We start from the raw sequence: 22,932 nt of genomic DNA on the forward strand, positions 1-22,932 counted from the left end.
TATTACCTTTTACTTTAATCTTATTTCAGTCTTATTTTAGTATTTAAAGTCATCTACAATTAACATTATCTTCACTAAAAAGAATCTTCAATTAAATGAGTTACCAATTTCAATATGGTAACCATTAATAAATCCAGAGGCATCCATTTCTTTGGAACCCGCTGGAATAAGCCTTTTGATGACAATAAAATTACCATCTCCGGCTAATACCATTATACCACTTTTATTGAGCTTAACTATAGTTCCTGGTTTTTGCTGAAATAGATTATTATTTATCTTTATTTTCTCTAACAGGCTGGTCTCACTAATTTTAATTCTTTTGTCCTTAAATTCAGTATAGGCTCCGGGCAAAGGAGTGAGGCCTCTCACCAGATTATAGATTTCTATAGCTTTTTGATACCAATCAATTCGGCAATCATCCTTATTTATTTTTCTGGCATAAAAATATTTTTCCTTTGGTTGAGGGAATCTTTCATATTCTCCTCTTTCGATGGTTAACAATACCTCTTCCAGTAAGATAGCACTTTCTATGGCCAGTCTGATGCTTAATTGCTCGAAATTTTCCTCAGGTAATATCTCTATTCTTTTCTGAAGAATAATATCCCCCGCATCAATCCTTTCATTCATAAATAAAAATGTAACTCCAGTTTCTTGCTCCCCTTTTATAAGTACCCAGTTAATTGGTGCTGGACCTTTATATTTAGGCAACAAGGAGGGATGGATATTTAAACAGCCTTGAGTTGGCAGCTTTAGTATTTTACCGGAGAGTATTTGGCCATAGGCAACTAGAATTATTAAATCAGGATGTAGCCTGGCAATCTTTTGAATAGTACTATCTGCATTGATGTCTTCTGGTTGAAATAGGTATAAGCCAGATTGAGAAGCCAGTATTTTGATAGGAGAAGCTAACATTCTTTTTCCCCTACCCCCAGGTCGATCCGGCGGGGTCACAACAGCCACAATATCCTTCTGCAAGGAAATTAACTGCTTTAATATCGGTACGCCAAAAGAAGATGTACCAGTGAAAATAATTCGCACTATACTATTTCCTCTCCCCTGCTATTTTTTACTCAATATTTTTTAACTGCTCTTTTAACATTAATCTTTTAGCAGGACTCAGTCTATCTATAAAGAGATAGCCATCCAAGTGGTCGATTTCATGTTGCAAAACAATAGCCAAAAAACCTTCCTGAGTAATCTGAATCTTTTTTTCATTTAAATCCATAGCCTCTACCGTAATTATGGAGGACCTGCGTACAGTAGAGTATATCCCAGGTACACTCAAGCATCCCTCTTCTTCTTTGGATTCCCCTTCTCGTTTAATGAGAACCGGATTAATTAAGACAATTACTCCCTTTTCCTCTGTATCCAGAACAATTATCCGTTTGGAAACACCCACCTGGGGAGCTGCTAAGCCGACACCTCCTTCTGCATACATTGTTTCAATCATATTCTGTACCAGTTCTCTGATTTCTTCATCGACCTTATTCACAGGCAACGCTTTTTCCCTTAAAATAGGGGAGCCATATTTTTGTAATTTTAAAATAGCCATTTTTCTCCTCCTATCACACTAATATAACCTTATTGGCTCAACATCAATTACCAATTTAACCTTATGTTTCTGATATTTTAAAACATAGGGGAACATTTTTTTTCTTACCTGTTCAAAGTTTTGTTTTTCATTTTGTATTCTAACCAATAAACTAACTCTATTTCTACCCTTATCTTTAACTATAAGCAGATTATCTTCATTTATTACAGTATCCCTTCCCATAATACTCCATACATCAGATTTATGAATAAATTCTCCAAATTCTAGGGCACTTTTTCTCACCAGATCCTGGCTAGCTCCAGCAAAATCAATCCTTATTATCTTAGTAAAGGGGGGGTATTCTAATTCTTTTCTGAGCGTTATCTCCTTCTGATAAAATAAAGGATAACTTAACCCTTTTATCCCCTGTAGGCTATGATGTTCAGGTTGACAGGTTTGGATTAATAAAATTTTTGGTTTTTTTTGTTCTAATAAGCTTAGAATTACCCGATAAATAAATTGAAAGGTAATTTCAGCAGACCTATAATCGGGAATATTTAAAAGATGGTCAACTAAAATAAAACCAACTAAATAGACCTGCTGGAAATTTAACTTCTGAAATAATAACTGAGTACCTATTAGTATATCTATTTCTCCCTCTTGAAACCTGTGCAGTAATTGTTTTTGAATCCTAAAATTAGGAGCAACATCCTTATCAAAACGTTGAATTACTGCTTTAGGGAACATTCGGTGAATTATATCTTCCACATATTGGATTCCAAATCCCATAGGTTTTAAGGCTTGTTTTCCACAATTGGGACAATTTCTACTATAGGATATCTTATTCCCACAATTATGACAGAGAAAAAAGCTATTTTTTGCTTCTCTGTGATAAGATAACAATGAGCTACAATCTGGGCATTTCATTACCTGACCGCACTGTCCACAGGAAATATAACTGGCAAAACCTCGCCTGTTGAGAAACAAAACTATACCTTTCTTTTCCCTGAGACATTCAGCAATCTGTTGTTGCAACTGAAAACTGATGACTCTTTGAAATGATTTTTCCTCTTCTAGGTCTACAAAATATGTTTGTAATAAATTTTTTGGCTTGGTATTATGAACATAATCTTTAGTTTTTAAATGATAATGGCCATTTATTCCCTGCCAATAACTTTCTATTGTTGGTGCACCAGAACCCAAAATTACCCTGGCAGACTCTATTAAAGCCCTAGCCTGGGCAACTTCTCGAGCATGATAGCGGGGAACTCTCTCCTCCTTATATAAAGCTGAGTCCTCCTGTTCTACTATTATGAGACCAAGATTTAAAAAGGGGAGAAAGATATTGGACCTGGTACCCATAACTACTTTGATATCTTCTTTCTGCGCCATGATAAAACGAAGATATTTTTGATTCTGACTTATGTTTTTATCAAAGATAGCTAAGGATTTTCCTAATTTTTTACCTAGTTTTTCCTTCAAATCATTACAACTGAACTGATCAGGTATAAGGATTAATATCTGTTTCCCCTCCTGAATAGTTTTCATAATCAATGAGATATAATAAAGATCCCTTTCTCTATAACTATGGTAGTGAAAAAGCACTGGTTTGTTGAAATTATCTGCTATCAAGGTATGCTGTGCTGAAAAAAGATTATATTGACAATTATTAATTTGAGGTTTATTATCTTCATTTCTTTTTCTATAACAAGGTTTTTCTTTATCTAAAATTCTACCTGCTAAGTGGATGTTATTCAGAACAGAAGCAATCTTTTTATTAGATATCCGGGAAGGTACAATATAAGATATTACAGTTCCTCTGGGACATAGATAATATCTAGCTATCCAATCAGTTAAGGCCAGAATCCCCCGGGATAGAATGGGAACAGGATCCAGGACCTCTTCAATTTCTTTCAGATCTTGGAATTCTGTTTCCTTATTGATATTTACCACAATTCCAACTTTTTTTCTATTTTGAAAAGATATTGTAACCCTCTTTCCAACTTCAACTGCTTCCTTTAGAGATATGGGAATGAGATAATGAAAACCATGATCAAGATTTATATTTAGAGGAATGACCTCGGCTACATTATTGTTTATCATTATACTATAATAGCCTTACTTTGATGTTCAAAATATGACTTTACTAAATCAAAAAGGTATTCTGCAACTTCATATTTTGACATCAGGGGCAAATCAATAGTCTTTCCACTACGCTCAATAATCAATACCTTATTGGTATCGGCACCAAATCCACTATCTTCTCTACTGATATCATTTGCTACAATATAATCCAAATTTTTTGACTTTAATTTTGACAGGGCATTTTCTTTTAGCTTTTTCACTTCAGCTGCAAATCCAATCAGAATCTGTTTCCCTTTCTTTTCTCCAACCTCTTTTAATATATCAACATTTTTTCTCAACTCTAAGCGGATAACATCAGCTTCTTCCTTTTTTATTTTTCCTTTAAATTGATTCACCGGTCGAAAATCTGATACCGCAGCTGCAGAAATAAATACATCTACCTCATCAAAATAATACAGTACCTGTTCTCTCATCTCTGCTGCAGTATTTACCCGAATAGTCTTTATCCCCTCAATATCCTGTAGAAAGGTAGGCCCGGAAACCAGAATTACCTTAGCACCACGGTTTTTTGCTACTTCAGCTAAAGCAAAGCCCATTTTACCGCTTGAGTAATTAGAGATAAATCTAACCTGGTCTATAGGTTCTCTGGTTGCCGCAGCAGTTATGAGTATCGTTTTCCCATTTAAAGAATTGGCATTACCTATTATCTTCTTGATAAAACTAATTATATTGGCAGGAGTTGTCATCCTTCCATCCCCATATTCCCCACAAGCCAAATCACCCTTTTCAGTTTCTATAAAATGATAACCTTTTCTTCGTAGATAGCCAATATTATTTCTGAGAATCGAATTATTAATCATAACCTTATTCATGGCTGGAGCAATGATAACTTCACCCTGAAAAGCTAACATAGTAGTACTTAATAAATCATCTGCTATACCATGTGCTAATTTGGAAATAACATCTGCCGATGCCGGTGCAATTACCAGCATATTAGCCCAGCGAGCTAGAAAAATATGTCTTATCTCAGGATCCTCCTCATCTGGAGAAAAGAGTCTGGTATAAACCTTATTTTCAGATAAGACTGCCATAGTCAGGGGGGTAATAAAACGGGTAGCATTTTCAGTCATCACTACTTTAACCTGAAATCCCTCTTTCTTCATCAGCCGAACTAACTCTGCACTTTTATAAGCGGAAATCCCTCCTGTAATACCCAGAATTATGTTTACTTTTTTATCCTTTTCATCAGTCATAATGTGTTCTCCCCCATAGGATATTCCAGGGGAATCCTTCCCCCTGGAGAACCCCTTTATTAGTATATAGTACAGTATTTAGTATACCATTAATTTAGCCATCAGTAGTTGGTAGCTAGTATTTGGGTACAGCATTGGGTTCTTAGAGTAAATTAGTTTAAAGTTTTTAGTTCAAATCTCCTCAGGTAAAATAAATGAGATTGCTTTATCACTTTGCTCCTGTAATTACAGAAAAAGAAAAATACTCCTTATAATTACAATTTCGTTATGAGTCATACGTATTGCGAAAATCATAAGTAAGTGTAATACCCAAATAGAAGTTTAACCAAAAACTAAAAACCTTTAACCATAAACTTCAAGGTCATTGCTTCGTCGCCTTGCTCCTCGTAATAGTAATTATAGCAGAAACTTCCTTAGACAGTTACAACTTTTATTTATTTTCTCTGATCCTGCATCTTTCACTAACAATAATAGCCTTCAGTTCCTCTAAGGCTTTCCCTAGTTGATTATTAACAATTATATAATCGTAATATCTAATATATTCCATCTCATAATGGGCATCATTTAGCCTTTTTTTTAGATTTTCCTCATCCTCTGTACTTCTTCCCCTTAACCGATTTTCCAATTTATCCCAGGAAGGTGGTGCAATAAAAATAAATATTCCTTCCGGATATTTATTTTTTATCTGTAATGCTCCCTGAACGTCAATCTCCAGCAGCAGATCTTTGCCTTCAACAAGTGTTTTATTAATAGTGCTTAATAAAGTACCTTTGCAATCTCCATGAACCTTTGCCCACTCAGCAAATCTATTCTCCTGGATATATCTTCTAAAAGTTTCCTCATCTACAAAAAAATAATCAATCCCTTCCCGTTCTTCCCTTCTTGGCTTTCTAGTAGTTACCGAAACTGAGTATTGTAAATCTGGAACGTGTTCAAATAATTTTTTTCTGAGAGTACCCTTGCCCACTCCTGATGGACCAGAAATAACAAATAGATGACCCCTATATTTCTCCATTTAATTCACCTATCTACTAATCATTTTCTCTCTTCTGATAACTATTTAGACGATTAATGACTGTCTCTGGTTGTAAGGCAGATAAAATAATGTGATTACTATCAGTGATGATAATAGACCTGGTTCTCCTCCCATAGGTAGCGTTCACTAATTTTTTAGATTGTTTTGCCTCTTCTCTTAATCTTTTCATAGGTGCTGAATCAGGGTCCAAGATAGATATTACTCTTTCTAAATTTACAAAATTTCCAAATCCAATATTCATCATAAATTGATTCATAAAATACTCCTAATTTATTCAATATTTCTTGATTGTTCTTTAATCTTTTCTAACTCTTCCTTTAGTCTAATAACTTTTTCAGATATGCTCTGAGTAACAGATTTAGCACCTATAGTATTTATTTCCCTGCCCATCTCCTGGGTATAAAACTCCAGCTTCTTCCCTATAGGCTTTCTATTTTTGGCAATTCTCTTTAGCTGATTGATATGGCTTTTTAATCTGGTTATCTCCTCAGTAATGTCACTCCTTTGCACTAAAAATGCCACTTCCATTTCACTCCTTCCCTCGTCCAGTGAAATAGTCTGTGTTAGCTGCTTTATTCTTTCTTTTAACTTCTCCTGAAATTCCTTAAGACATTCGACTTTTTCCTCTTCTATCTCTTGCACTATTTTTTTCATGAGGGTAACTCCTTTTAGAATATCTTTCATTAATCTGTTGCCTTCCTCCTCCCTACTCTGCACCAAAGAATCCAGAGCTCTATTTAGAGAAACTTTTATTGATTCCCATTTCCCTTCCTCTTCCTCTTTTTTAATAAATTCAAATATTTCTTTATATCTGAGCAATGAATCCAGATTAATTTCCTCCTCTATTTGGGCAATCTCTTTTAATCTATGTAATGATTGTAAATAGGACTTCAGTAAATCTTCATTTAATTTAATCTGGCTAATCCGATCATTACCATCATCAACTTTAATAAAAACACTAACAGTTCCCCTATTTATTCTCTGTTGAATAATGTTCTCTATTCTTTGCAGAATATCCAATGATTGGATAGGAGGCATCTTGACTTTGATATCGCAATAGCGATTATTTACTGTTTTTATCTCTGTTATAGAAGTAATACCATTAACCTCAGCTTCATTCATTCCAAAGCCGGTCATACTTTTTACCAAAGATTTCTCCTTTCTCTTCCTCGTATTTTAAAATCATTTTAGGAAATTCCCCTGACTCTGTCAAATATATAAAATTAATCCTGGAGCTTATAGTTATTAGTTATAGGGTAAAATAAGGATTTATTACATCGATACCCTTTTCTTCAACTATAAACTATGAACAGGAAATGGAAAACCATTTGCCAGCCATTAAACCTCAGGATATTCAAGGCAAAGTAATTATGATTATTATATGCTCTATACTTAAAATTTAATTTATCATAAATTGTTCTTTATTTAAAAAAGAGTACTCTATGAAATCGGAATTTTTAAAAATTCCGATACTATTAAATAGAAATGTCTTGACCAGTAGTAATAAATATATTATAAATGACCTGTAATCATTACTATTTTTTATCTAATATTTTAAAGATAAGAGGAGAGAAAATGATACTGGATAGCATTGCTTTATCACTGGTAGCTTATGAAATTAATAAACAGATAATTCCAGCCAGGATTGTTGACCTCCACCAAATCGAACAATATGGAATATTGCTGGTTCTAAAAAATAAAAAAGGTGACCATAGAATATTCTTTTCTCTGAAACCGGATAAAATGACTTTCTTCATAAGCGAGATTATTCCGCCAGAAGATAATGTTAGCTCAATATTTGCCAAACAATTAAAAAGTCAACTTCAGGGAGGTAAGCTATCAAATATAGAGCAGGTAGGCTTTGACCGTATTATCAAACTTACCATCCAATCCTATCATAAATTTGGACCCTCAGTAGAATATAATCTAATAATTGAATTTATGGGTAAACATAGTAATGCCATCCTAATTGATGAAAATGGTTTTATCAAAACTGCACTAAAACAAGTTGGCTCTGAACTGAATAGGTACCGGGAGATTAAACCAGGAATTCCATATAAATCCCCTCCCGCACAAGATAAATTGAATCCTCTGACTGTAAGTAAAGAACAGTTCCTGAATATTTTCCGCAGAAACAGTGCTTCATCTCAACCAGATTATTGGTGGCAACTTTTAGGCTATAATTTCCAAGGCATAAGCCAAAAAAGTGCTAGAGAGATAGTTTCTTTCTTGAACTTTCCTGCTGAACAACCAGTCTCTGAACTTCAATCAGAACAACTAATTAACCTTTGGGAAACATTCTGTAACTTTAGAGAGAAAATTATTCAGCACAACATAACACCACTGTTGTTAATTGATAGAAATAGTGGTAAGGTAATCGACTATTCTTTACTTTCACCCATAGGATCACCGGAAATAGAATATTTATCTTTTAATCAGGTTTCGGCTTGCCTTGAATCTTTTTATTGCCAGATTAGCAAAGAGGAAAAGAAGCAGGAATTGCATCAAATAATAAGTAAAATCCTGAATAAAAACCGGGAAAAATTAGAAGAAAAAAATAAATTTTTAAAGAGAAAAAATAAAGAGATAGAGGATTGCGAACAATATAAAAAGAAAGGAGAATTAATTAAAGCGAATTTATGGAATATAAAATACCGCATTCATCAGGTTACCCTTATAGATTATACTGAACCTGGCCATCCCAGGGTTGATATTGAATTAAATACTAACTTATCACCACTACAAAATGCCCGTCATTTTTTCCAGAGATACAAAAAATTAACCGTGAATAGAGTAAGAATAAAAAAACAACTATTGGAGAATCAAGAATCTTTGAAGCAATTAAATGAAATTTATTTAAAATTATCGGAAAGTAATAATTCTCTCAGCAAATTAACCGCTCTCTATCAGAAATTAGTGCAGTTAAATTATATTAAAGGGGGGGGAAGAATCGGGAATAAGAATTCGGTAAGAAGAATCCCTTCTATTCTAAAATTTCTTTCTGCTAACGGTTGGACTATATTGGTGGGAAAGAATAGTCAGCAAAATGAATATATCCTAAGGCATCTTTCCAACGGCAATGATTTCTGGTTGCACCATCAGCTTAAATCCGGTGCCCATGTTATAATAAAAAACCACCAGAATTTATCATCCCCTCCTCCTGATACACTAACCTTTGCTGCCCGATTAACCGGATATTATAGTAGAGTGAAAAATCATGAGACAGCTCCAATAATATATACCTTAAGAAAATATGTCAAAAAACCAAAAAATAGTAAAATTGGTAAGGTAGTTTACTCTCAGGAAAAGAGTATACCGGTTCTCATTGATTATGAGGAAATACAGAAAGATATAAATAAGATGATAATAACTTAAAGAGTAGAAAGTACTTTTAATTGTGTCAGAAAATCATCTGGCAAGGGTGAGGTAAAGGTTAATATCTGATGATTAATCGGATGCTGGAATTGTAAAAAATGGGCATGTAAAGCCTGCCTTTCAATCACTATCAAGGAATTATTTTTTTTACCAAAACCATAAACCTTGTCACCAACCACTGGATGTCCCAGATAATGCAAATGAACTCTTATCTGATGAGTACGACCAGTATATAATCTGATTAATAACAGGGTAAAAGAAGCAAAATGTTTGATAACCTGAAAATAAGTCCTGGCTTCTCGACCACCTATAGCAGTAATTGCCATCTTATTCCCATGTTTGGGATCTCTCCCAATGGAAGCTTCAATATAACCTTTCTCATCCTTTACCGCTCCATGTACCAGAGTGATATACCTTTTTACTACTTTCCTTTCTTTAATCTGTTCACTTAACTGATGATGTGCTTGTTCTGTTTTAGCAATCATCATTAAACCCGACGTCTCTTTATCCAACCGGTGAACAATTCCAGGTCGATTAACTCCGCCTATACCCGAAAGCTGTCGTCGGCAATGAAAGAGAAGAGCATTGACCAAGGTACCTTTGTTTACCTTTCCAGTGGGATGAACAATCATACCAGCATCCTTATCGATGACCATTAAATGCTCATCTTCATAATAGGTGTTAAGAGGAATATCTTCGGCTTTTAATGATAATTCCTGAATATCAGGTATGGCAAAGCAGATGGTATCTCCTGATTTTAAAACATAGCTTGGCTTTACCCTCCTGTTATTTACGGTAATATGACCAAAATTAATTAATTCTTTAATTCTGTTTCTTGATAAATTGGCAACTTCTTCCTTGGCTAAAAAAGAATCCACTCTAATCTTTTCCTGCTCTAAATACTGAAGTTTACCAGTGATTTTTGGGAAATCAATCTCGTTCATTTTAGCAACCTCGAAACAGGTAAATATCCTCATTGGGTAATTTGCTTATCGGAAAATGTGTTTCATTCTTCCAGATTATTATCATCTCTTGCACCTTCCGGCTGGAATAAAAAATGAATTATCAGAAAAAAGAATCCAATATTAATAGCCGAATCAGCAACATTAAAGATAGGCCATATTCTGAAATCTAAAAAATCAATTACACTTCCAATTCTTAAACGATCTATTAGATTACCCAGGGAACCTCCTAAAATCAAAATAAATGAGAAAAATATTAACCTACTATGTCGAGCTATCTTTGATAAGAAAATAATTCCTAGGAGAATAATTAGCAAACCAATAACGATAAAAGTTGTATTGCTAAACCTTAACAGGCCAAAAGCCGATCCTGGATTCTGAATATAAGTGAAATGAAATATCTTATTTATGATGGGAATAGATTCCCCCAATTCCAAATTACTCGATATCCATATTTTACTGGCCTGGTCAGCAATGATTACCAGTAATACTCCTATAACAAAACGCATTGGATCTCCAGTAATACAGGATATTCAAGGGGAATCTTTCCCCTTGAGAACCCCTTTATTAGTATATAGTACATAGTATACCGTATAGCGTACCAAGTGGTGTAAAGTGCTTTGACCATTTTAGTAGCTAGTATCTGGTATTTGACATTTAGTAAATCTTACCATGTAATTATTTTTTTTATTTTATCTTTTATGTTATTACAGTATATATTACTGTAATATTTTTGTTTCAGTATCCTGAGAATTAATGCTTTTGTAGTAACTTAACACTCTTTCTGAAAATCAACTATCATTTTCTTTTTCTAATACTGATACACATCTCTGACAGATATTGGGATAACGACTATCCGATCCTACTGTTTCAGAATAACACCAACATCTTTCACATTTTTGGCCGGGGGCTACTCTTACAACTACAGAAAGTTCTGGAATTTCTTCTCCTGTAAAAACATTTTCTTCAGAAATTTGCTCTTTAAAAAAGTATAAATTTACCTTTGAAACAATAAATAACATTTCCAGTTTACCATCAAACTGAATTAAATAATCATACAGGGATTTACTCCCAGCATAAAGATCAACCTGTGCTTGCAGTGAATTACCGATAAGACCATCCTTTCTCCGGATTTCCAGAGCTTTTAAAGCATCCTTTCTTACTGCCAGTAGCTTATCCCATTTCTGTTCCAGTTCTATTTGTACCAATCCTGGATCGATTTCAGGCCAATTAGCCAAGAAAACGCTCTCTTCCTGCTTGGCAATCTGGTTCAAAGATTGCCAGATTTCTTCAGCTGTAAAGCTTAATACTGGGGCAATCAATCGGCTTAAAGCATCTATTATTTTATATAAAACCGTCTGAGCAGCTCTGCGAGATATCGAATCGCAATTTAAAACATAGATCCTATCTTTAATAATATCCAAATAGAAGGAACTTAAATTTAAAGTACAGAAATTATGAATATCATGATAGAAAGAATGAAACTCATATTGGTCATAATTTTCGGTAGTTTTCTTTATTAAATTCTGGAACTGGCTTAAGATAAGCTTATCGATTTCTTCCAACTGTTTATAAGTAACTGAATGTTGTTCAAGAATAAAATCATATAAATTTCCCAGAATAAAGCGGGAAGTATTTCTTATTTTTCGGTAAATCTCTACCAGTTGTTGTAATATTTTCCTGGAAATCCTGATATCCTTTTTATAATCAGAAGAGGCTACCCAGAGTCTTAAGATATCTGCTCCATACTGGTCAATAACCTCCTGAGGGGGAATAACATTACCGAGGGATTTAGACATCTTCCTGCCTTCCTCATCAACGGTAAATCCATGTGTTAAAACTGATTTATAAGGAGCCTGATCAAAGGCTGCTACAGCTGTCAAGAGTGAGGTTTGAAACCATCCCCGATGCTGATCAGAACCTTCCAGATATAATTCACAAGGCCAGTGCAGCTGTTTTCTATTCATCAGTACTGCTGCATGGCTGCAGCCAGAATCAAACCAGACATCCATAATGTCTTTTTCTTTCTCAAATTTAGTTCCCTGACAATGGGGACACTGAAATCCCCTGGGGAGAATCTCTTCGGCACTCATCTCAAACCAGGAATTCGACCCTTTTTCTTTAAACAATTCTTTTACCGCATGAATAGTTTCGGGAGTAATAACAATCTCTTTACATTTCTGGCAATAAAAAGCCGGTATGGGGACACCCCATACTCGCTGACGGGAAATGCACCAATCAGTTCTTTCTTCGACCATGCCATATATTTTTTCTTTTCCCCAGCTGGGAATCCATTGAACCTCATCAATAGCTCTTAGTGATTGTTCCCTAAATTTATCAACAGAAACAAACCACTGTTCTGTGGCTCGAAACAGAATTGGATTCTTACATCGCCAGCAATGGGGATAAGAATGCTTTATTTTTCCTGCTCCTAATAGATATCCCTTCTCTCGTAAGGCTGTAATTATTTTTTTATTTCCTTCTCGATAATCAAGCCCATTAAAAGGTCCGGCATTTTCGTTAAGCCTACCCTTGCTATCCAATACTGAAATCACAGGAAGCTCATATTTTATACCAATCTCATAGTCTTCCTGTCCGTGTCCGGGTGCTGTGTGTACACATCCAGTACCTTCCTCCAAGTTAACATGCTTTCCCAATATAATAACAGAGTCTCTTTCCAGTAATGGATGTCTACATTTAATACCTTCAAAAATACTACCAGGTTGCTCACTTAAAATCTTATAGTTAGTTAAGCCTATTTCTTTCATTACTTTTTCTATCAAACCAGTAGCAAGAATCAAATAACCATGTTCTGTCTTTACCAAACTATATTTTAAATCAGGATTAAAGGTAATAGCAAAGTTACCTGGGATAGTCCATGGTGTAGTAGTCCAGATTACCACATAAGTTTCTCCTTTTTTTGCTTCTGGAAATATTGAGCTTAAATCATCTATAACTTCAAATTTAACATAAATAGAATCACTTACTTCATCGCTATACTCAATTTCAGCGGCAGCTAGGGCGGTTTCACAGGAAGAACACCAGTAGACTGCTTTTAATCCTTTGTAAATATAACCACGTTCATACATTTTTCCAAATACATCAATCTGGATAGCCTCATACTCGGGTAAAAAGGTCAAGTAAGGATTTTCCCAATCAGCAATGACTCCTAATCTCTTAAATTCTTCCCTTTGAATATTGATATACTTTTTGGCATACTCCTGACATTTTCCTCTTAATGCCACCGGATCGATGTCGTTTATTGTTACCTTGAGATCCTGACTTACTTTATGCTCAATAGGCATACCATGTGTATCCCAACCTGGAACATAATAGGCATTAAATCCTCTCATCCATTTAAATTTAGGTATAATGTCTTTCAGTATCTTATTATAAGCAGTCCCTATATGAATATTCCCATTGGCATAAGGTGGTCCATCATGTAAGATAAATTTTCTCCTATCACGATACTTGACTAACAATTTTTTATTTAGCTCTATATCTTGCCAAAATTTAAGCATTTTTGGCTCTTCTTTTGGTAAATTAGCTTTCATTGAAAAATCAGTTTTTGGTAAATTAAGTGTTGTTTTAAAATCCATAAATAACTCCCTTTTCCTCATAAGATTAGAAATTAATTTAATTTCATAATATAATTTTAAAAAAATTCATCATATATTTATCATTTTAGATACTAATCTTCAGATATAAAATAAAAACCCCTTGCCGGTAAAGGGCAAGAGGTTAATACTTCCTGCGGTACCACCTTAATTTTTACCTATAGTTTCATGAATAACCGTAAAGACCTATAATCAAAAAAATTAAATTAAAGATTAAACTGATGTAAATGAAACTATAATACTTTCTAGGAAGAATGCTAAGCATTCATCCATCACTTGCTTTAACGGTGCAACCGTCTTGACTTATTATTATCCTTTCAGTCAAAATTTGAGAGGTGATTTTGGGTATTTTTATAACCTACTCTTCCTCAATTTCATTGTTTGCTAAAACAAAGATCACAAAGATTTTACCATTATCCCTTAATTATTATATTTTTGAATTTATAATTAATTTTTATATAATTAAAATATTGTTAATAATTATAATAATTATTTACTAAAAGGTTAATATTTTATGGGCATCCTTTTTTATCTAATCAATATTCTTATTCTGAATATCTTCGATACCCCGATCTTGTTCAGGATACAATTTCATTTTCAGATTTTCAATAGATTTATCCTGAATATAGCTGGAACCTATTTCCCTCTCTGCCTCTTCCGGAATCTCTTCCTCAAGCATACGCATATGCAGTTTTAAGGTGTTTTTCAGTTCCTCTAAAATAATAAACTTTTTCTTCTTTAAAGCTACAATTTCATTGTTTATATCTAATATTTCCTGCTTAGCCCTTTGTTTGATTTTCTCAGCTTCAATTTTAGCACTATCTATTATAGCTTGAGACTCTTTTTGCACACTTTCTTTAATACTGGAGGCACTCTGCTGGGCATTAATTAAAGCACTCCTCAAAGTCTCCTCCATTCTAGAATATTCTTCTAACCTGGCTTGTAGTTTTTCTATTTCTTCCTTATTCTTAATATTCTCATTTAGTACTTCTTCATAGTCTTTAGCAATCCTATCTAAAAAATTATCAACCTCTTCCTCGTTATATCCTCTAAAAGACCTACCAAACTGTTGTTGTTCAATGTCCATTGGAGTAATTCTCATCAATTACCCTCCTTCTCTTTGCAGTCTATTTTTTTATCTCTTATATTCTGCCATTTAACTTATTAATAATATAAATTTACAATAAGTCTTATCAAAGATGTCCTGAGTAAATTAAGCAAAAAAAAGACAATAATAGGTGATAAATCAATCCCCATTCCACCCAATGATATTACTATACGAAAAGGAGCCAAAATCGGCTCAGTAACTTTATAGATAAATCGGACAATGGGATTGGTATGATCAATCTGTACCCAGGATAAAAATATTCTGGCTAAAATAATGTAACTATATATTCTAAATAAATAATTAATTATATTAATAATAAATACCATCTTCTCTTCTTTATTCAGTCCATCTCTTCCTGAGGTGTTATTCTTTGTTTCATTCTTTCCCCGTTAACAATATATACCACTCTCTCTGCTAAATTAGTAGCATGATCACCTATTCTTTCTAGATTATCGGAAATAAAAATAAGGTGAATTCCCCTGCTGATGGTATGAGGATCTTCTAGCATAAAAGTAAGCAACTCTCGAAAAATCTGCTGATTTAACTGATCTACCAACCTATCCTGATCCCAGACCGATTTCGCTAAATCAACCTTCCCACTCAAATAGGCATCAAGACTATCTTTGAGCATACTTTGCGTTATTTCTGCCATCCTGGGAATATCAATTAAGGGTTTGACCAATGGTTTTGAGGACAGATACTGGCTTGCTACTGCAATATTTACTGCTCTATCACCAACTCTCTCTAATTCAGAAATTGCTTTCATTCCACAGGTTATAACACGTAATTTTTTAGATACTGGGTGTTTTAAAGCAATTAATTGTAGGCATTGTTCTTCAATATCCAGCTCCATCTGATCAATCTTTTCATCACTATCAATTACCCGCTGTGCCAGTTGCTGGTCTTGGTTAATCAATGATTGTATGGAGTATTCTAAGGAATTCAATACTAAGCCGAATATTTCTCTTAAACTATCCCGTAACTCTGACAATTCACCATTAAATAATGTTATCAATTCTTTATCTTCATTATTATTTTTATTCATATCACTTTTCTTTCTGTAATTGTATCTAACTTCTAATTGACATCATTCAACTATATAAAATTAGAACTTGCATATACTATAACAAAAAAGAATCCTTTTTTCAATTAATTTAAATCAATAGTATATTCAAGGGGAATCCTTCCCCTTTAGAACTCCTTTAATTAGTATATAGTATACCGTGGTGCGTAGCTCATTACATAGATATAGTATACCGTACTAAGTATATTGTATACTATCAATTTGGTCGTCAGTAGTTGGTAGCTAGTATTTATTATCTGGTATTTGGTTCTTAGAGAAAATGGTTTAAAGTTTTCGGTTTAAATTCCTTGGGTAAAGGTGGATGAGATTACCTCAATGCTTTGCTCCTTATAATGACTGAAAAGGAAAAACCCTTATAATGATCATTTGGTTATGAGTCATGCGTATTGGGTGAATCATAGGTAAGTGTTATAGCCCAAAGAAGATTAACCAAAAGCCAAAAACCTTTCACTATAAACTTCAAGGTCCTTGCGAGCACTGCTTAGGCAGTGCTTAGCAATCTCATACAGTTATTTTCACATAAAAGTTATGCTATAAAAAATTATTTCTTCTCACAATATACTCTCTCTGAAGGGAATAGGTAGGGAATAGGTTATGACAAATAAAGAAAACCAATGACTTAATCAGCTTCTTATTTTTCTCTGTAACCTTTTGTCAATGGTTTTAGGTTCTCATTTCCTTATCGGTTATTTTGACAACTTTAGCTTATTCTATTCTTATTTCTTTGTAATGCCGCTCCACCAAGATAGGCTTCCTGAACTTTTTTGTTATTCTTTAGTTCTGAGCTAGAACCACTTATGGTAATATTCCCGGTTTCCAGTACATAACCTCGGTGAGAAATGGCCAGGGCTTTCCGGGCATTCTGCTCCACCAATAGAATAGCAACTCCTTGTTCATTTATCTCTCTAATAATCTTAAAGATCTGCTTTACCAATATAGGAGCTAAACCCAGAGAAGGTTCATCTAAAAGCAGAAGTTTAGGATCACTCATTAATCCCCTACCAATTGCCAGCATCTGCTGTTCTCCTCCAGACAGAGTACCGGCTAACTGATTTTTCCTCTGTTTCAGAATGGGAAAGAGATTGTAAACCCTTTCTTTTCGTTCTAAAACAAGTTGTCGATTGCTTCGGCGGTTAAAGGCTCCTAAATTTAAATTTTCTTCTACAGAGAGGGTAGCAAATACCCTTCTGCCTTCCGGAACATGTGAAATTCCATCAATAACAATGCGGTAGGCTTCAGTGTTTTTTAATGATTTATTAATAAAAGACATCTCCCCTTTGTGAATAGGTATTAAACCGGATATGGCTCTTAATAATGTGCTTTTACCCGCACCATTTGCTCCTAAAACCGTAACAATCTCACCCGGATTAACCTCCAGGGAAATCCCTTTCAGCGCTTTAATGGAACCATAATTAATATGAAGGTTTTCAATTTTCAATAGATTATCCATCAGGAATAGCCTTCCTCCTCTTCCTCTTTTCCTAAATAAGCTTCAATAACAATGGGATTATTATAAATTTCTTCCGGCTTACCTTCGGCAATTTTTTTACCTTCATCCATTACCGTTACCAAATCAGAAATCCCCATAACTACATTCATATCATGTTCTATTAACAAAATTGTTAAATTATCTCTGAGTAGATTATCTAAAAAACTCATAAGATCTTCAGTTTCTTTATCATTAAGACCACTACTTGGTTCATCTAATATTAATAAATCAGGATCACTTGCTAGAGCTCGAGCAATCTCTAACATTCTCTGGTTACCATAGGCAATATTCTTAGCCAGTTCATGTTTATGATTAGATAAACCCACCTGCTCTAACCTATTCTCAGCAATTTCCATTATTCTCCGTTCTTCTTTAAGCTGAGATGTTGTTCTAAAAATAGAGTGCCACATTCCTGAACTACTTCTGGCATGCTGACCAGCCATAACATTCTCCAGACAGGTCATATTTGGAAACAGCCTGATATTTTGGAAAGTACGGGCAATGCCTTTGAATAATATTTGATGGGGTTTGAGCCCAAACAATCTTTCCCCTTTAAAGAAATATTCACCACCATCCGGTTGATAAATACCGGTAATTACATTAAATACTGTGGTTTTACCAGCACCATTCGGACCAATTATACTGCTGATTTTACCTTTAATGACTTTTAAATCAAACTGGTTCACAGCAATAAGTCCACCGAAACGTTTTGTTAGTTTCTTTGTTTCCAGTATAATATCATTTTTTCCCGTCATCTTTTACCTTTCCCATATCTTTATATTATAATTCACTCTGGTCAGCTCCTATTAAAATTGATGTAGTTTGAATTCTTCCCCTCTGTCTAGGCCACACGCCTCCAGGCCTAAACATCATCATTATAATCATTACTGCTCCAAAGAAAAGCATACGATATTGAGCAAAGGCTTGAAATATCTCAGGGAAAAGAGAAATGGCAGCTGCCCCAATAAATATACCTGGAATGGAACCCATCCCGCCTATTAACACTATGCAAAATAACAAACATGATTCCATAAAGGTAAAACTCTCTGGGGAAACAATCATTAGTTTGGTGGCATAAATACTCCCGGCTACTCCTGCTAAAGCAGCACCTAGTACAAAAGCTAATAATTTGTAATTTCTAACATCAATTCCAGATGCCTCTGCTGCAATTACATCTTCTCGAACATAATTCCATGCTCTGCCGATTCTAGAATTCTGCAGTCTAATTAAAGCCACAACACTGAGTCCAACTACAATCCAAACATAATAATAAAACTTCAGACAATTATCTATTATCAACCAGCTACCTATGGCTGGAAAACAAATTCCGAAAACACCATTTGGACCACCGGTTAAGCCAAAGGGATTATTAAGCAAGGTTAATCGAATAATTTCTCCCATGCCTATAGTAACAATACATAAATAATCCCCCCTTAAATGAATGATGGGAGAACAGACCAGATAAGCAAAAATCGCGGCAGTAATAGCACTAATTGGTAATAATAGCAATACCGGGATTCCAAAACTGGTATTTAAGATAGCGGTAGTATATGCTCCAATAGCAGCAAAGCCCATATGCCCTAAATCAAACAAACCTACCTCTCCCAAAACAATATTTAAACTAAGACCTAATAAGGTATAAATTCCAAAGAAAAAGGCTACATCAATAATATAATCATTTTTTATCACCAGGGGAAATAAAAGAAATGATATTATTACTATAATAACAATCCAATTACTCTTTATATTAAACTTATTTACCTGACTATTTACACTTTTTGCCATCATATATGGTACCTACACCTTCTCAGCAATTTTTTCACCAAGAATACCGGTTGGCCTAAAGATTAATACCAATATTAAGACTAAAAAAACAAATACATCTTTATAAGCGGTTGAAACATAAGTTGAACCAAGCATTTCCAGTACCCCTAGAATTAATCCCCCAATCATTGCTCCAGGAATATTGCCAATACCACCTAAAATTGTAGCAGTAAAAGCTTTTAAACCAAAATTCCAACCCATAATAAAACTAATCTTGCGATAATACATACCTACCATTACACCAGCAGTTCCTCCTAAAGCAGGGCCAAGGGCAAAGATAAAAAAGATGATTAAATTAATGTTTATACCCATTAAAGCAGCCGTCTCCCTGTCTAAGGCTGAAGCTCTGATAGCAGCACCAAAGGTGGTTTTTTGAACAATATAATATAGAATTCCCATTAACAGAAAAGAGAGAAGCAAAATAATTATTTGTAATATATTAATTCTAAAACCAGCAATATTTAATATGTATCCTGGAATAACCTCAGAGGTATAAGCCTGTGGACGTGGCCCCCAAATAACCATAATGGCATTTTGAATAAAAATTGAGGCACCTAAGGCCGATACCACTGCTGGTAATCTGCCAGCTGGGTATATGGGGCGATAGGCAATTCTTTCCACCACTATACCTAAAATACCGGTTCCGATTGCGGCTATTAACATAGCCGCAATCATACCGCCCCATACGCCTAAGGTAGAAGTAACATAGGATATCCCCATTACTAATAAAGTGTATCCCAAATAGGAACCAAAGGTAAAGAAATCACCATGGGCAAAATTAATTAATTTCATCACTCCATAAACCATTGAATAGCCCATAGCAATCAAGGAATAAAATGATCCAATGGTTAATCCATTTAATAGCTGTTCAATAATTATTTTCATAGAGCAAACCTTCTACCTCAAAAAAATGATTCATTATATTTTCACTATTGAGTAGTTTCCGTCAGTATTAACAACATAGAGATTGATTCCGGTGCCAACTCGATCGCCTTTTTCGTCAAATCCGATTGGTCCGGTAATGCTGGGGAATTCTGTCATTTCATTCTTCAAGTAATTCACCAATGCCTCAGAATCGGTAGAACCGCTCTTATCAATTGCTTCTGCCAACACCATTAAAGCATCAGCAGCATAAACAGGCCAAGGACTGGAAGGTAAGCTGCCATATGCCTCTTGATATTTGGCTTTAAATTCCATAGCTTCTGGATTGGTGAAATATTCTATTAAGGCTTCCTGAGTCATATAACATCCGGCAGCGTATTCTAAACCTGCTATTCTTATGAAATCTTCATTAATGGCAGCATCTCCTCCTACAAAGACAGCATCAATACCAATTTCTCTAGCCTGTCTTATAATGAGACCTGCTTCGGGGAAATATCCTGTGAAATAAAAGACTTCCGGATTTGTTTCTCTCAACTTGGTTAAGGGAACTGTATAATCAGATTCTCCAGGAGTAATAGCATCAAAGTAAACTACATCAATATTACCAACTGCTAGTGCAGCATTTCGTGCCTCTTCTGCTAAACCCAAAGCGAAGGAGGTATTATCATGCATAATTGCCACTCTTTTGGCTTTAAAATAAGGCACCACTTCCTCAGCAAAGAATATCCCTTGTGTATCTGTTCTGCCACAGGTACGGAAGAAATATTGTAGTCCTCTTTCTGATAAATGAGTAACAGTTGCTCCATAGGCAATATTGACCTTCTTAAATTTTTCATAAATATCTGAAGCAGGCTGCGTTACAGAAGAACCATAAGTAGCAATAGCTGCCACTACTTCCTTCATGGAAACCAATTTCATAGCTGCCAATGCTCCTGCTCTCGGTTGACAGGCGTCATCCACTACTTCAATCTTAATCATCCTACCACCTAAAACACCGCCTTTTTCGTTAACCATCTTAGCTGCAGTCTCTACACTTTGTTTAGCCATTTCTCCTTCAATGGCTTCGGCACCGGTAAGGGGTCCCTGTAATCCAATCACTACCGGTGGTTGTTGCGCCAAAACATTAATGGAAAAACATACGCTTAAAATCATCACAATAGTTAAAATATGTTTCATTCTATTCATAATCTCCTCCTTTAAACTTATTTCTAAAGTGATATAAGCTCAAATTTCACTTAATTCTTTAGGTTAGCATCACCTCCTATTTTAATAGTTGAGACAAAATATCTGGATTTGACTTAATAGTTGTCTCATTTTAGGATAATCACACATCATATATTAAGACTTTCAGCAGAAAATAACAATTTTGACTATGTTATTTTTTATAGCTACATCAAACTTCAATTTATATATGATTCACACCACTGATGGTTCTAAGATTAACTCTCCCCGTTCAAATCGAGTAATACTTAACTTTTCTATGGGTAGCAAGGTACGGCCTTCCATAATATATGCTGCTAACATCCTTCCGGTAATAGGAGCAAGCATAAATCCATGACCACTAAAACCTACAGACATATAATACCCTTTTAATTGTGGGTGTTCACCTAGAATTGGCTGTGAATCAGGACTCATAGTATAAGAACCTGACCATTGTCTGACTACCCGCACGCTACTTAAAACAGGAATTAAATTGATCATCTTCCTCGCCATTTTAACAGCAAATTGCCAGCTAGTTCCCAGGTTATGACCTATAATTTCATTCTCTGGATCACCATAACCTCCAATAATGCTGCCATGCGGAAGTTGCTGAAAATAATAATTACGAGAAAAAGACATTAGCATTGGTTCCCATAATGGCTCAATGGGTTCAGTAACCATTATCTGATGTCTTTGAGCATATACTGGTATTTTAATACCGGCAATTTCGCCCACTTCTCGGGCATACCCTCCTGCTGCATTAACTACTGTATCGGTCAATATACTCCCTTGATTAGTTATAACTGCATGAATCTTTTGTCCTTTAGTTACTATTTTTTGTGCTCCAGTAAATTGATATAATTTTACTCCTAACCTTCGAGCAGCCTCAGCATAGGCAAATGTAGTTAATAACGGATTAACATTACCATCAGTTGGACAGTAAGTAGCTGCCAGCATATCTTTGATATTTAAAGCTGGCACTATTTCTTTTGCTTCACCAGGTGTTATCAGTCGGGCAGGAATATTGAGACTATTCTCTAACTGGATGTTTTTCTGAAACTGATTAACCTCTTTTTCCGTATAAGCAATAATAAGATAACCTTTTTGATTTAGCTCAATATCATATCCCAGCTCATCACTAAGTTGTTCAAATATTTTAACACTATCTCGGGCTAAAATGCAATTCATTTCTGTACCAAATTGCTGACGGAATCCTGCGCCACATCTTCCTGATGACCCGTTAGCTACGGTATCCTTTTCCAGAATAACTATATTCTTCTGTCCCTTTTTTGCCAGGTTATAGGCAATACTACAACCCTGTACTCCTCCACCAATAATAACAATATCAGCCCTATCACTCATCCTGACCTCCTGCCAGTATCCCCAGGGGAACAGGCTTGGTAGGGGGTCGGAAGGTGGAAAGGGGTATCTCCTCTACTTTTTTGTTCAGATATCGGGCTATAGCCTGGAGAAGTACTCTCCGGCA

The 22,932-nt window shown here is 34.8% G+C and carries 20 protein-coding genes; 1 reads left to right on the forward strand and 19 read right to left on the reverse strand.

Going from position 1 to position 22,932, the window contains the following annotated elements; all coding sequences use genetic code 11:
* Window positions 1-87 precede the first annotated feature (87 nt).
* From fmt to PHD84_00970, 7 genes are all read right to left on the reverse strand, one after another.
* Window positions 88-1,038: a methionyl-tRNA formyltransferase gene (gene fmt / locus PHD84_00940; GenBank protein MDD5636375.1), complete on the reverse strand. Its 951-nt coding sequence runs from the start codon at window positions 1,036-1,038 to the stop codon at window positions 88-90.
* 28 nt (window positions 1,039-1,066) lie between these two features.
* Window positions 1,067-1,552: a peptide deformylase gene (def, locus tag PHD84_00945; protein ID MDD5636376.1), complete on the reverse strand. Its 486-nt coding sequence runs from the start codon at window positions 1,550-1,552 to the stop codon at window positions 1,067-1,069.
* Between the two features lie 18 nt (window positions 1,553-1,570).
* On the reverse strand, window positions 1,571-3,634 hold the full coding sequence (gene priA, locus PHD84_00950; GenBank protein MDD5636377.1) for a primosomal protein N': 2,064 nt from the start codon (window positions 3,632-3,634) through the stop codon (window positions 1,571-1,573).
* Window positions 3,634-4,869 (reverse strand): bifunctional phosphopantothenoylcysteine decarboxylase/phosphopantothenate--cysteine ligase CoaBC, encoded by a 1,236-nt coding sequence (gene coaBC, locus PHD84_00955; protein ID MDD5636378.1) that lies wholly within the window; start codon window positions 4,867-4,869, stop codon window positions 3,634-3,636. The genes priA and coaBC overlap by 1 nt, the downstream gene beginning before the upstream one ends.
* Window positions 4,870-5,299: 430 nt before the next feature.
* Window positions 5,300-5,884, reverse strand: coding sequence for a guanylate kinase (gene gmk, locus PHD84_00960; GenBank protein MDD5636379.1), 585 nt, complete (start codon window positions 5,882-5,884; stop codon window positions 5,300-5,302).
* A gap of 16 nt (window positions 5,885-5,900) precedes the next feature.
* Entirely contained in the window at window positions 5,901-6,161 is a 261-nt protein-coding gene (locus PHD84_00965; GenBank protein ID MDD5636380.1) for a DUF370 domain-containing protein, read from the reverse strand.
* Between the two features lie 14 nt (window positions 6,162-6,175).
* The gene (locus tag PHD84_00970; protein MDD5636381.1) at window positions 6,176-7,054 is read right to left on the reverse strand and encodes a YicC family protein; all 879 of its coding nucleotides are present in this window, start codon (window positions 7,052-7,054) and stop codon (window positions 6,176-6,178) included.
* A 426-nt stretch (window positions 7,055-7,480) separates the two neighbouring features.
* Between PHD84_00970 and PHD84_00975 the strand changes: the two genes are divergently transcribed.
* Complete coding sequence (locus PHD84_00975) at window positions 7,481-9,280, forward strand: NFACT RNA binding domain-containing protein (protein ID MDD5636382.1); 1,800 nt, start codon at window positions 7,481-7,483, stop codon at window positions 9,278-9,280.
* On the opposite strand, the gene PHD84_00980 is transcribed toward PHD84_00975, so the two are convergent.
* The 12 genes from PHD84_00980 to PHD84_01035 form a co-directional block, all read right to left on the reverse strand.
* Complete coding sequence (locus tag PHD84_00980; GenBank protein MDD5636383.1) at window positions 9,277-10,224, reverse strand: RluA family pseudouridine synthase; 948 nt, start codon at window positions 10,222-10,224, stop codon at window positions 9,277-9,279. The genes PHD84_00975 and PHD84_00980 overlap by 4 nt on opposite strands.
* A gap of 62 nt (window positions 10,225-10,286) precedes the next feature.
* Window positions 10,287-10,751, reverse strand: coding sequence for a signal peptidase II (gene lspA / locus PHD84_00985; GenBank protein MDD5636384.1), 465 nt, complete (start codon window positions 10,749-10,751; stop codon window positions 10,287-10,289).
* Window positions 10,752-11,033: 282 nt separating this feature from the next.
* Window positions 11,034-13,841, reverse strand: coding sequence for an isoleucine--tRNA ligase (gene ileS, locus PHD84_00990; GenBank protein MDD5636385.1), 2,808 nt, complete (start codon window positions 13,839-13,841; stop codon window positions 11,034-11,036).
* A gap of 550 nt (window positions 13,842-14,391) precedes the next feature.
* A complete protein-coding gene (locus tag PHD84_00995) occupies window positions 14,392-14,961 on the reverse strand; it encodes a DivIVA domain-containing protein (GenBank protein MDD5636386.1) in 570 nt (189 codons plus the stop codon).
* 62 nt (window positions 14,962-15,023) lie between these two features.
* Window positions 15,024-15,293 (reverse strand): YggT family protein, encoded by a 270-nt coding sequence (locus tag PHD84_01000; protein MDD5636387.1) that lies wholly within the window; start codon window positions 15,291-15,293, stop codon window positions 15,024-15,026.
* 14 nt (window positions 15,294-15,307) lie between these two features.
* The gene (gene phoU / locus PHD84_01005) at window positions 15,308-16,012 is read right to left on the reverse strand and encodes a phosphate signaling complex protein PhoU (protein ID MDD5636388.1); all 705 of its coding nucleotides are present in this window, start codon (window positions 16,010-16,012) and stop codon (window positions 15,308-15,310) included.
* A gap of 739 nt (window positions 16,013-16,751) precedes the next feature.
* Window positions 16,752-17,501, reverse strand: coding sequence for an ABC transporter ATP-binding protein (locus PHD84_01010; protein MDD5636389.1), 750 nt, complete (start codon window positions 17,499-17,501; stop codon window positions 16,752-16,754).
* Window positions 17,501-18,295, reverse strand: coding sequence for an ABC transporter ATP-binding protein (locus tag PHD84_01015; protein MDD5636390.1), 795 nt, complete (start codon window positions 18,293-18,295; stop codon window positions 17,501-17,503). Before PHD84_01015 ends, PHD84_01010 begins: the two co-directional genes overlap by 1 nt.
* A gap of 25 nt (window positions 18,296-18,320) precedes the next feature.
* Window positions 18,321-19,328 (reverse strand): branched-chain amino acid ABC transporter permease, encoded by a 1,008-nt coding sequence (locus PHD84_01020; protein ID MDD5636391.1) that lies wholly within the window; start codon window positions 19,326-19,328, stop codon window positions 18,321-18,323.
* A gap of 9 nt (window positions 19,329-19,337) precedes the next feature.
* A complete protein-coding gene (locus PHD84_01025; GenBank protein ID MDD5636392.1) occupies window positions 19,338-20,249 on the reverse strand; it encodes a branched-chain amino acid ABC transporter permease in 912 nt (303 codons plus the stop codon).
* A 33-nt stretch (window positions 20,250-20,282) separates the two neighbouring features.
* Window positions 20,283-21,431: a branched-chain amino acid ABC transporter substrate-binding protein gene (locus tag PHD84_01030; protein ID MDD5636393.1), complete on the reverse strand. Its 1,149-nt coding sequence runs from the start codon at window positions 21,429-21,431 to the stop codon at window positions 20,283-20,285.
* Between the two features lie 231 nt (window positions 21,432-21,662).
* Window positions 21,663-22,808 (reverse strand): FAD-binding oxidoreductase, encoded by a 1,146-nt coding sequence (locus PHD84_01035; GenBank protein ID MDD5636394.1) that lies wholly within the window; start codon window positions 22,806-22,808, stop codon window positions 21,663-21,665.
* Window positions 22,809-22,932 lie beyond the last annotated feature (124 nt).

This window comes from Atribacterota bacterium, from assembly GCA_028717805.1.
GTDB lineage: Bacteria > Atribacterota > Phoenicimicrobiia > Phoenicimicrobiales > Stramentimicrobiaceae > Stramentimicrobium.

Excerpts from the sequence above, each read along its gene's own strand:
- phoU (MDD5636388.1), bottom strand. The coding sequence starts at position 16,012 with ATGAATAAAAATAATAATGAAGATAAAGAATTGATAACATTATTTAAT.
- PHD84_01015 (MDD5636390.1), bottom strand. The coding sequence starts at position 18,295 with ATGACGGGAAAAAATGATATTATACTGGAAACAAAGAAACTAACAAAA.
- PHD84_00975 (MDD5636382.1), top strand. The coding sequence starts at position 7,481 with ATGATACTGGATAGCATTGCTTTATCACTGGTAGCTTATGAAATTAAT.
- PHD84_00980 (MDD5636383.1), bottom strand. The coding sequence starts at position 10,224 with ATGAACGAGATTGATTTCCCAAAAATCACTGGTAAACTTCAGTATTTA.
- PHD84_01000 (MDD5636387.1), bottom strand. The coding sequence starts at position 15,293 with ATGGTATTTATTATTAATATAATTAATTATTTATTTAGAATATATAGT.
- PHD84_01020 (MDD5636391.1), bottom strand. The coding sequence starts at position 19,328 with ATGATGGCAAAAAGTGTAAATAGTCAGGTAAATAAGTTTAATATAAAG.
- PHD84_01035 (MDD5636394.1), bottom strand. The coding sequence starts at position 22,808 with ATGAGTGATAGGGCTGATATTGTTATTATTGGTGGAGGAGTACAGGGT.
- def (MDD5636376.1), bottom strand. The coding sequence starts at position 1,552 with ATGGCTATTTTAAAATTACAAAAATATGGCTCCCCTATTTTAAGGGAA.
- lspA (MDD5636384.1), bottom strand. The coding sequence starts at position 10,751 with ATGCGTTTTGTTATAGGAGTATTACTGGTAATCATTGCTGACCAGGCC.
- PHD84_01010 (MDD5636389.1), bottom strand. The coding sequence starts at position 17,501 with ATGGATAATCTATTGAAAATTGAAAACCTTCATATTAATTATGGTTCC.
- PHD84_00965 (MDD5636380.1), bottom strand. The coding sequence starts at position 6,161 with ATGAATCAATTTATGATGAATATTGGATTTGGAAATTTTGTAAATTTA.
- PHD84_01025 (MDD5636392.1), bottom strand. The coding sequence starts at position 20,249 with ATGAAAATAATTATTGAACAGCTATTAAATGGATTAACCATTGGATCA.
- PHD84_01030 (MDD5636393.1), bottom strand. The coding sequence starts at position 21,431 with ATGAATAGAATGAAACATATTTTAACTATTGTGATGATTTTAAGCGTA.
- PHD84_00995 (MDD5636386.1), bottom strand. The coding sequence starts at position 14,961 with ATGAGAATTACTCCAATGGACATTGAACAACAACAGTTTGGTAGGTCT.
- priA (MDD5636377.1), bottom strand. The coding sequence starts at position 3,634 with ATGATAAACAATAATGTAGCCGAGGTCATTCCTCTAAATATAAATCTT.
- gmk (MDD5636379.1), bottom strand. The coding sequence starts at position 5,884 with ATGGAGAAATATAGGGGTCATCTATTTGTTATTTCTGGTCCATCAGGA.
- coaBC (MDD5636378.1), bottom strand. The coding sequence starts at position 4,869 with ATGACTGATGAAAAGGATAAAAAAGTAAACATAATTCTGGGTATTACA.
- ileS (MDD5636385.1), bottom strand. The coding sequence starts at position 13,841 with ATGGATTTTAAAACAACACTTAATTTACCAAAAACTGATTTTTCAATG.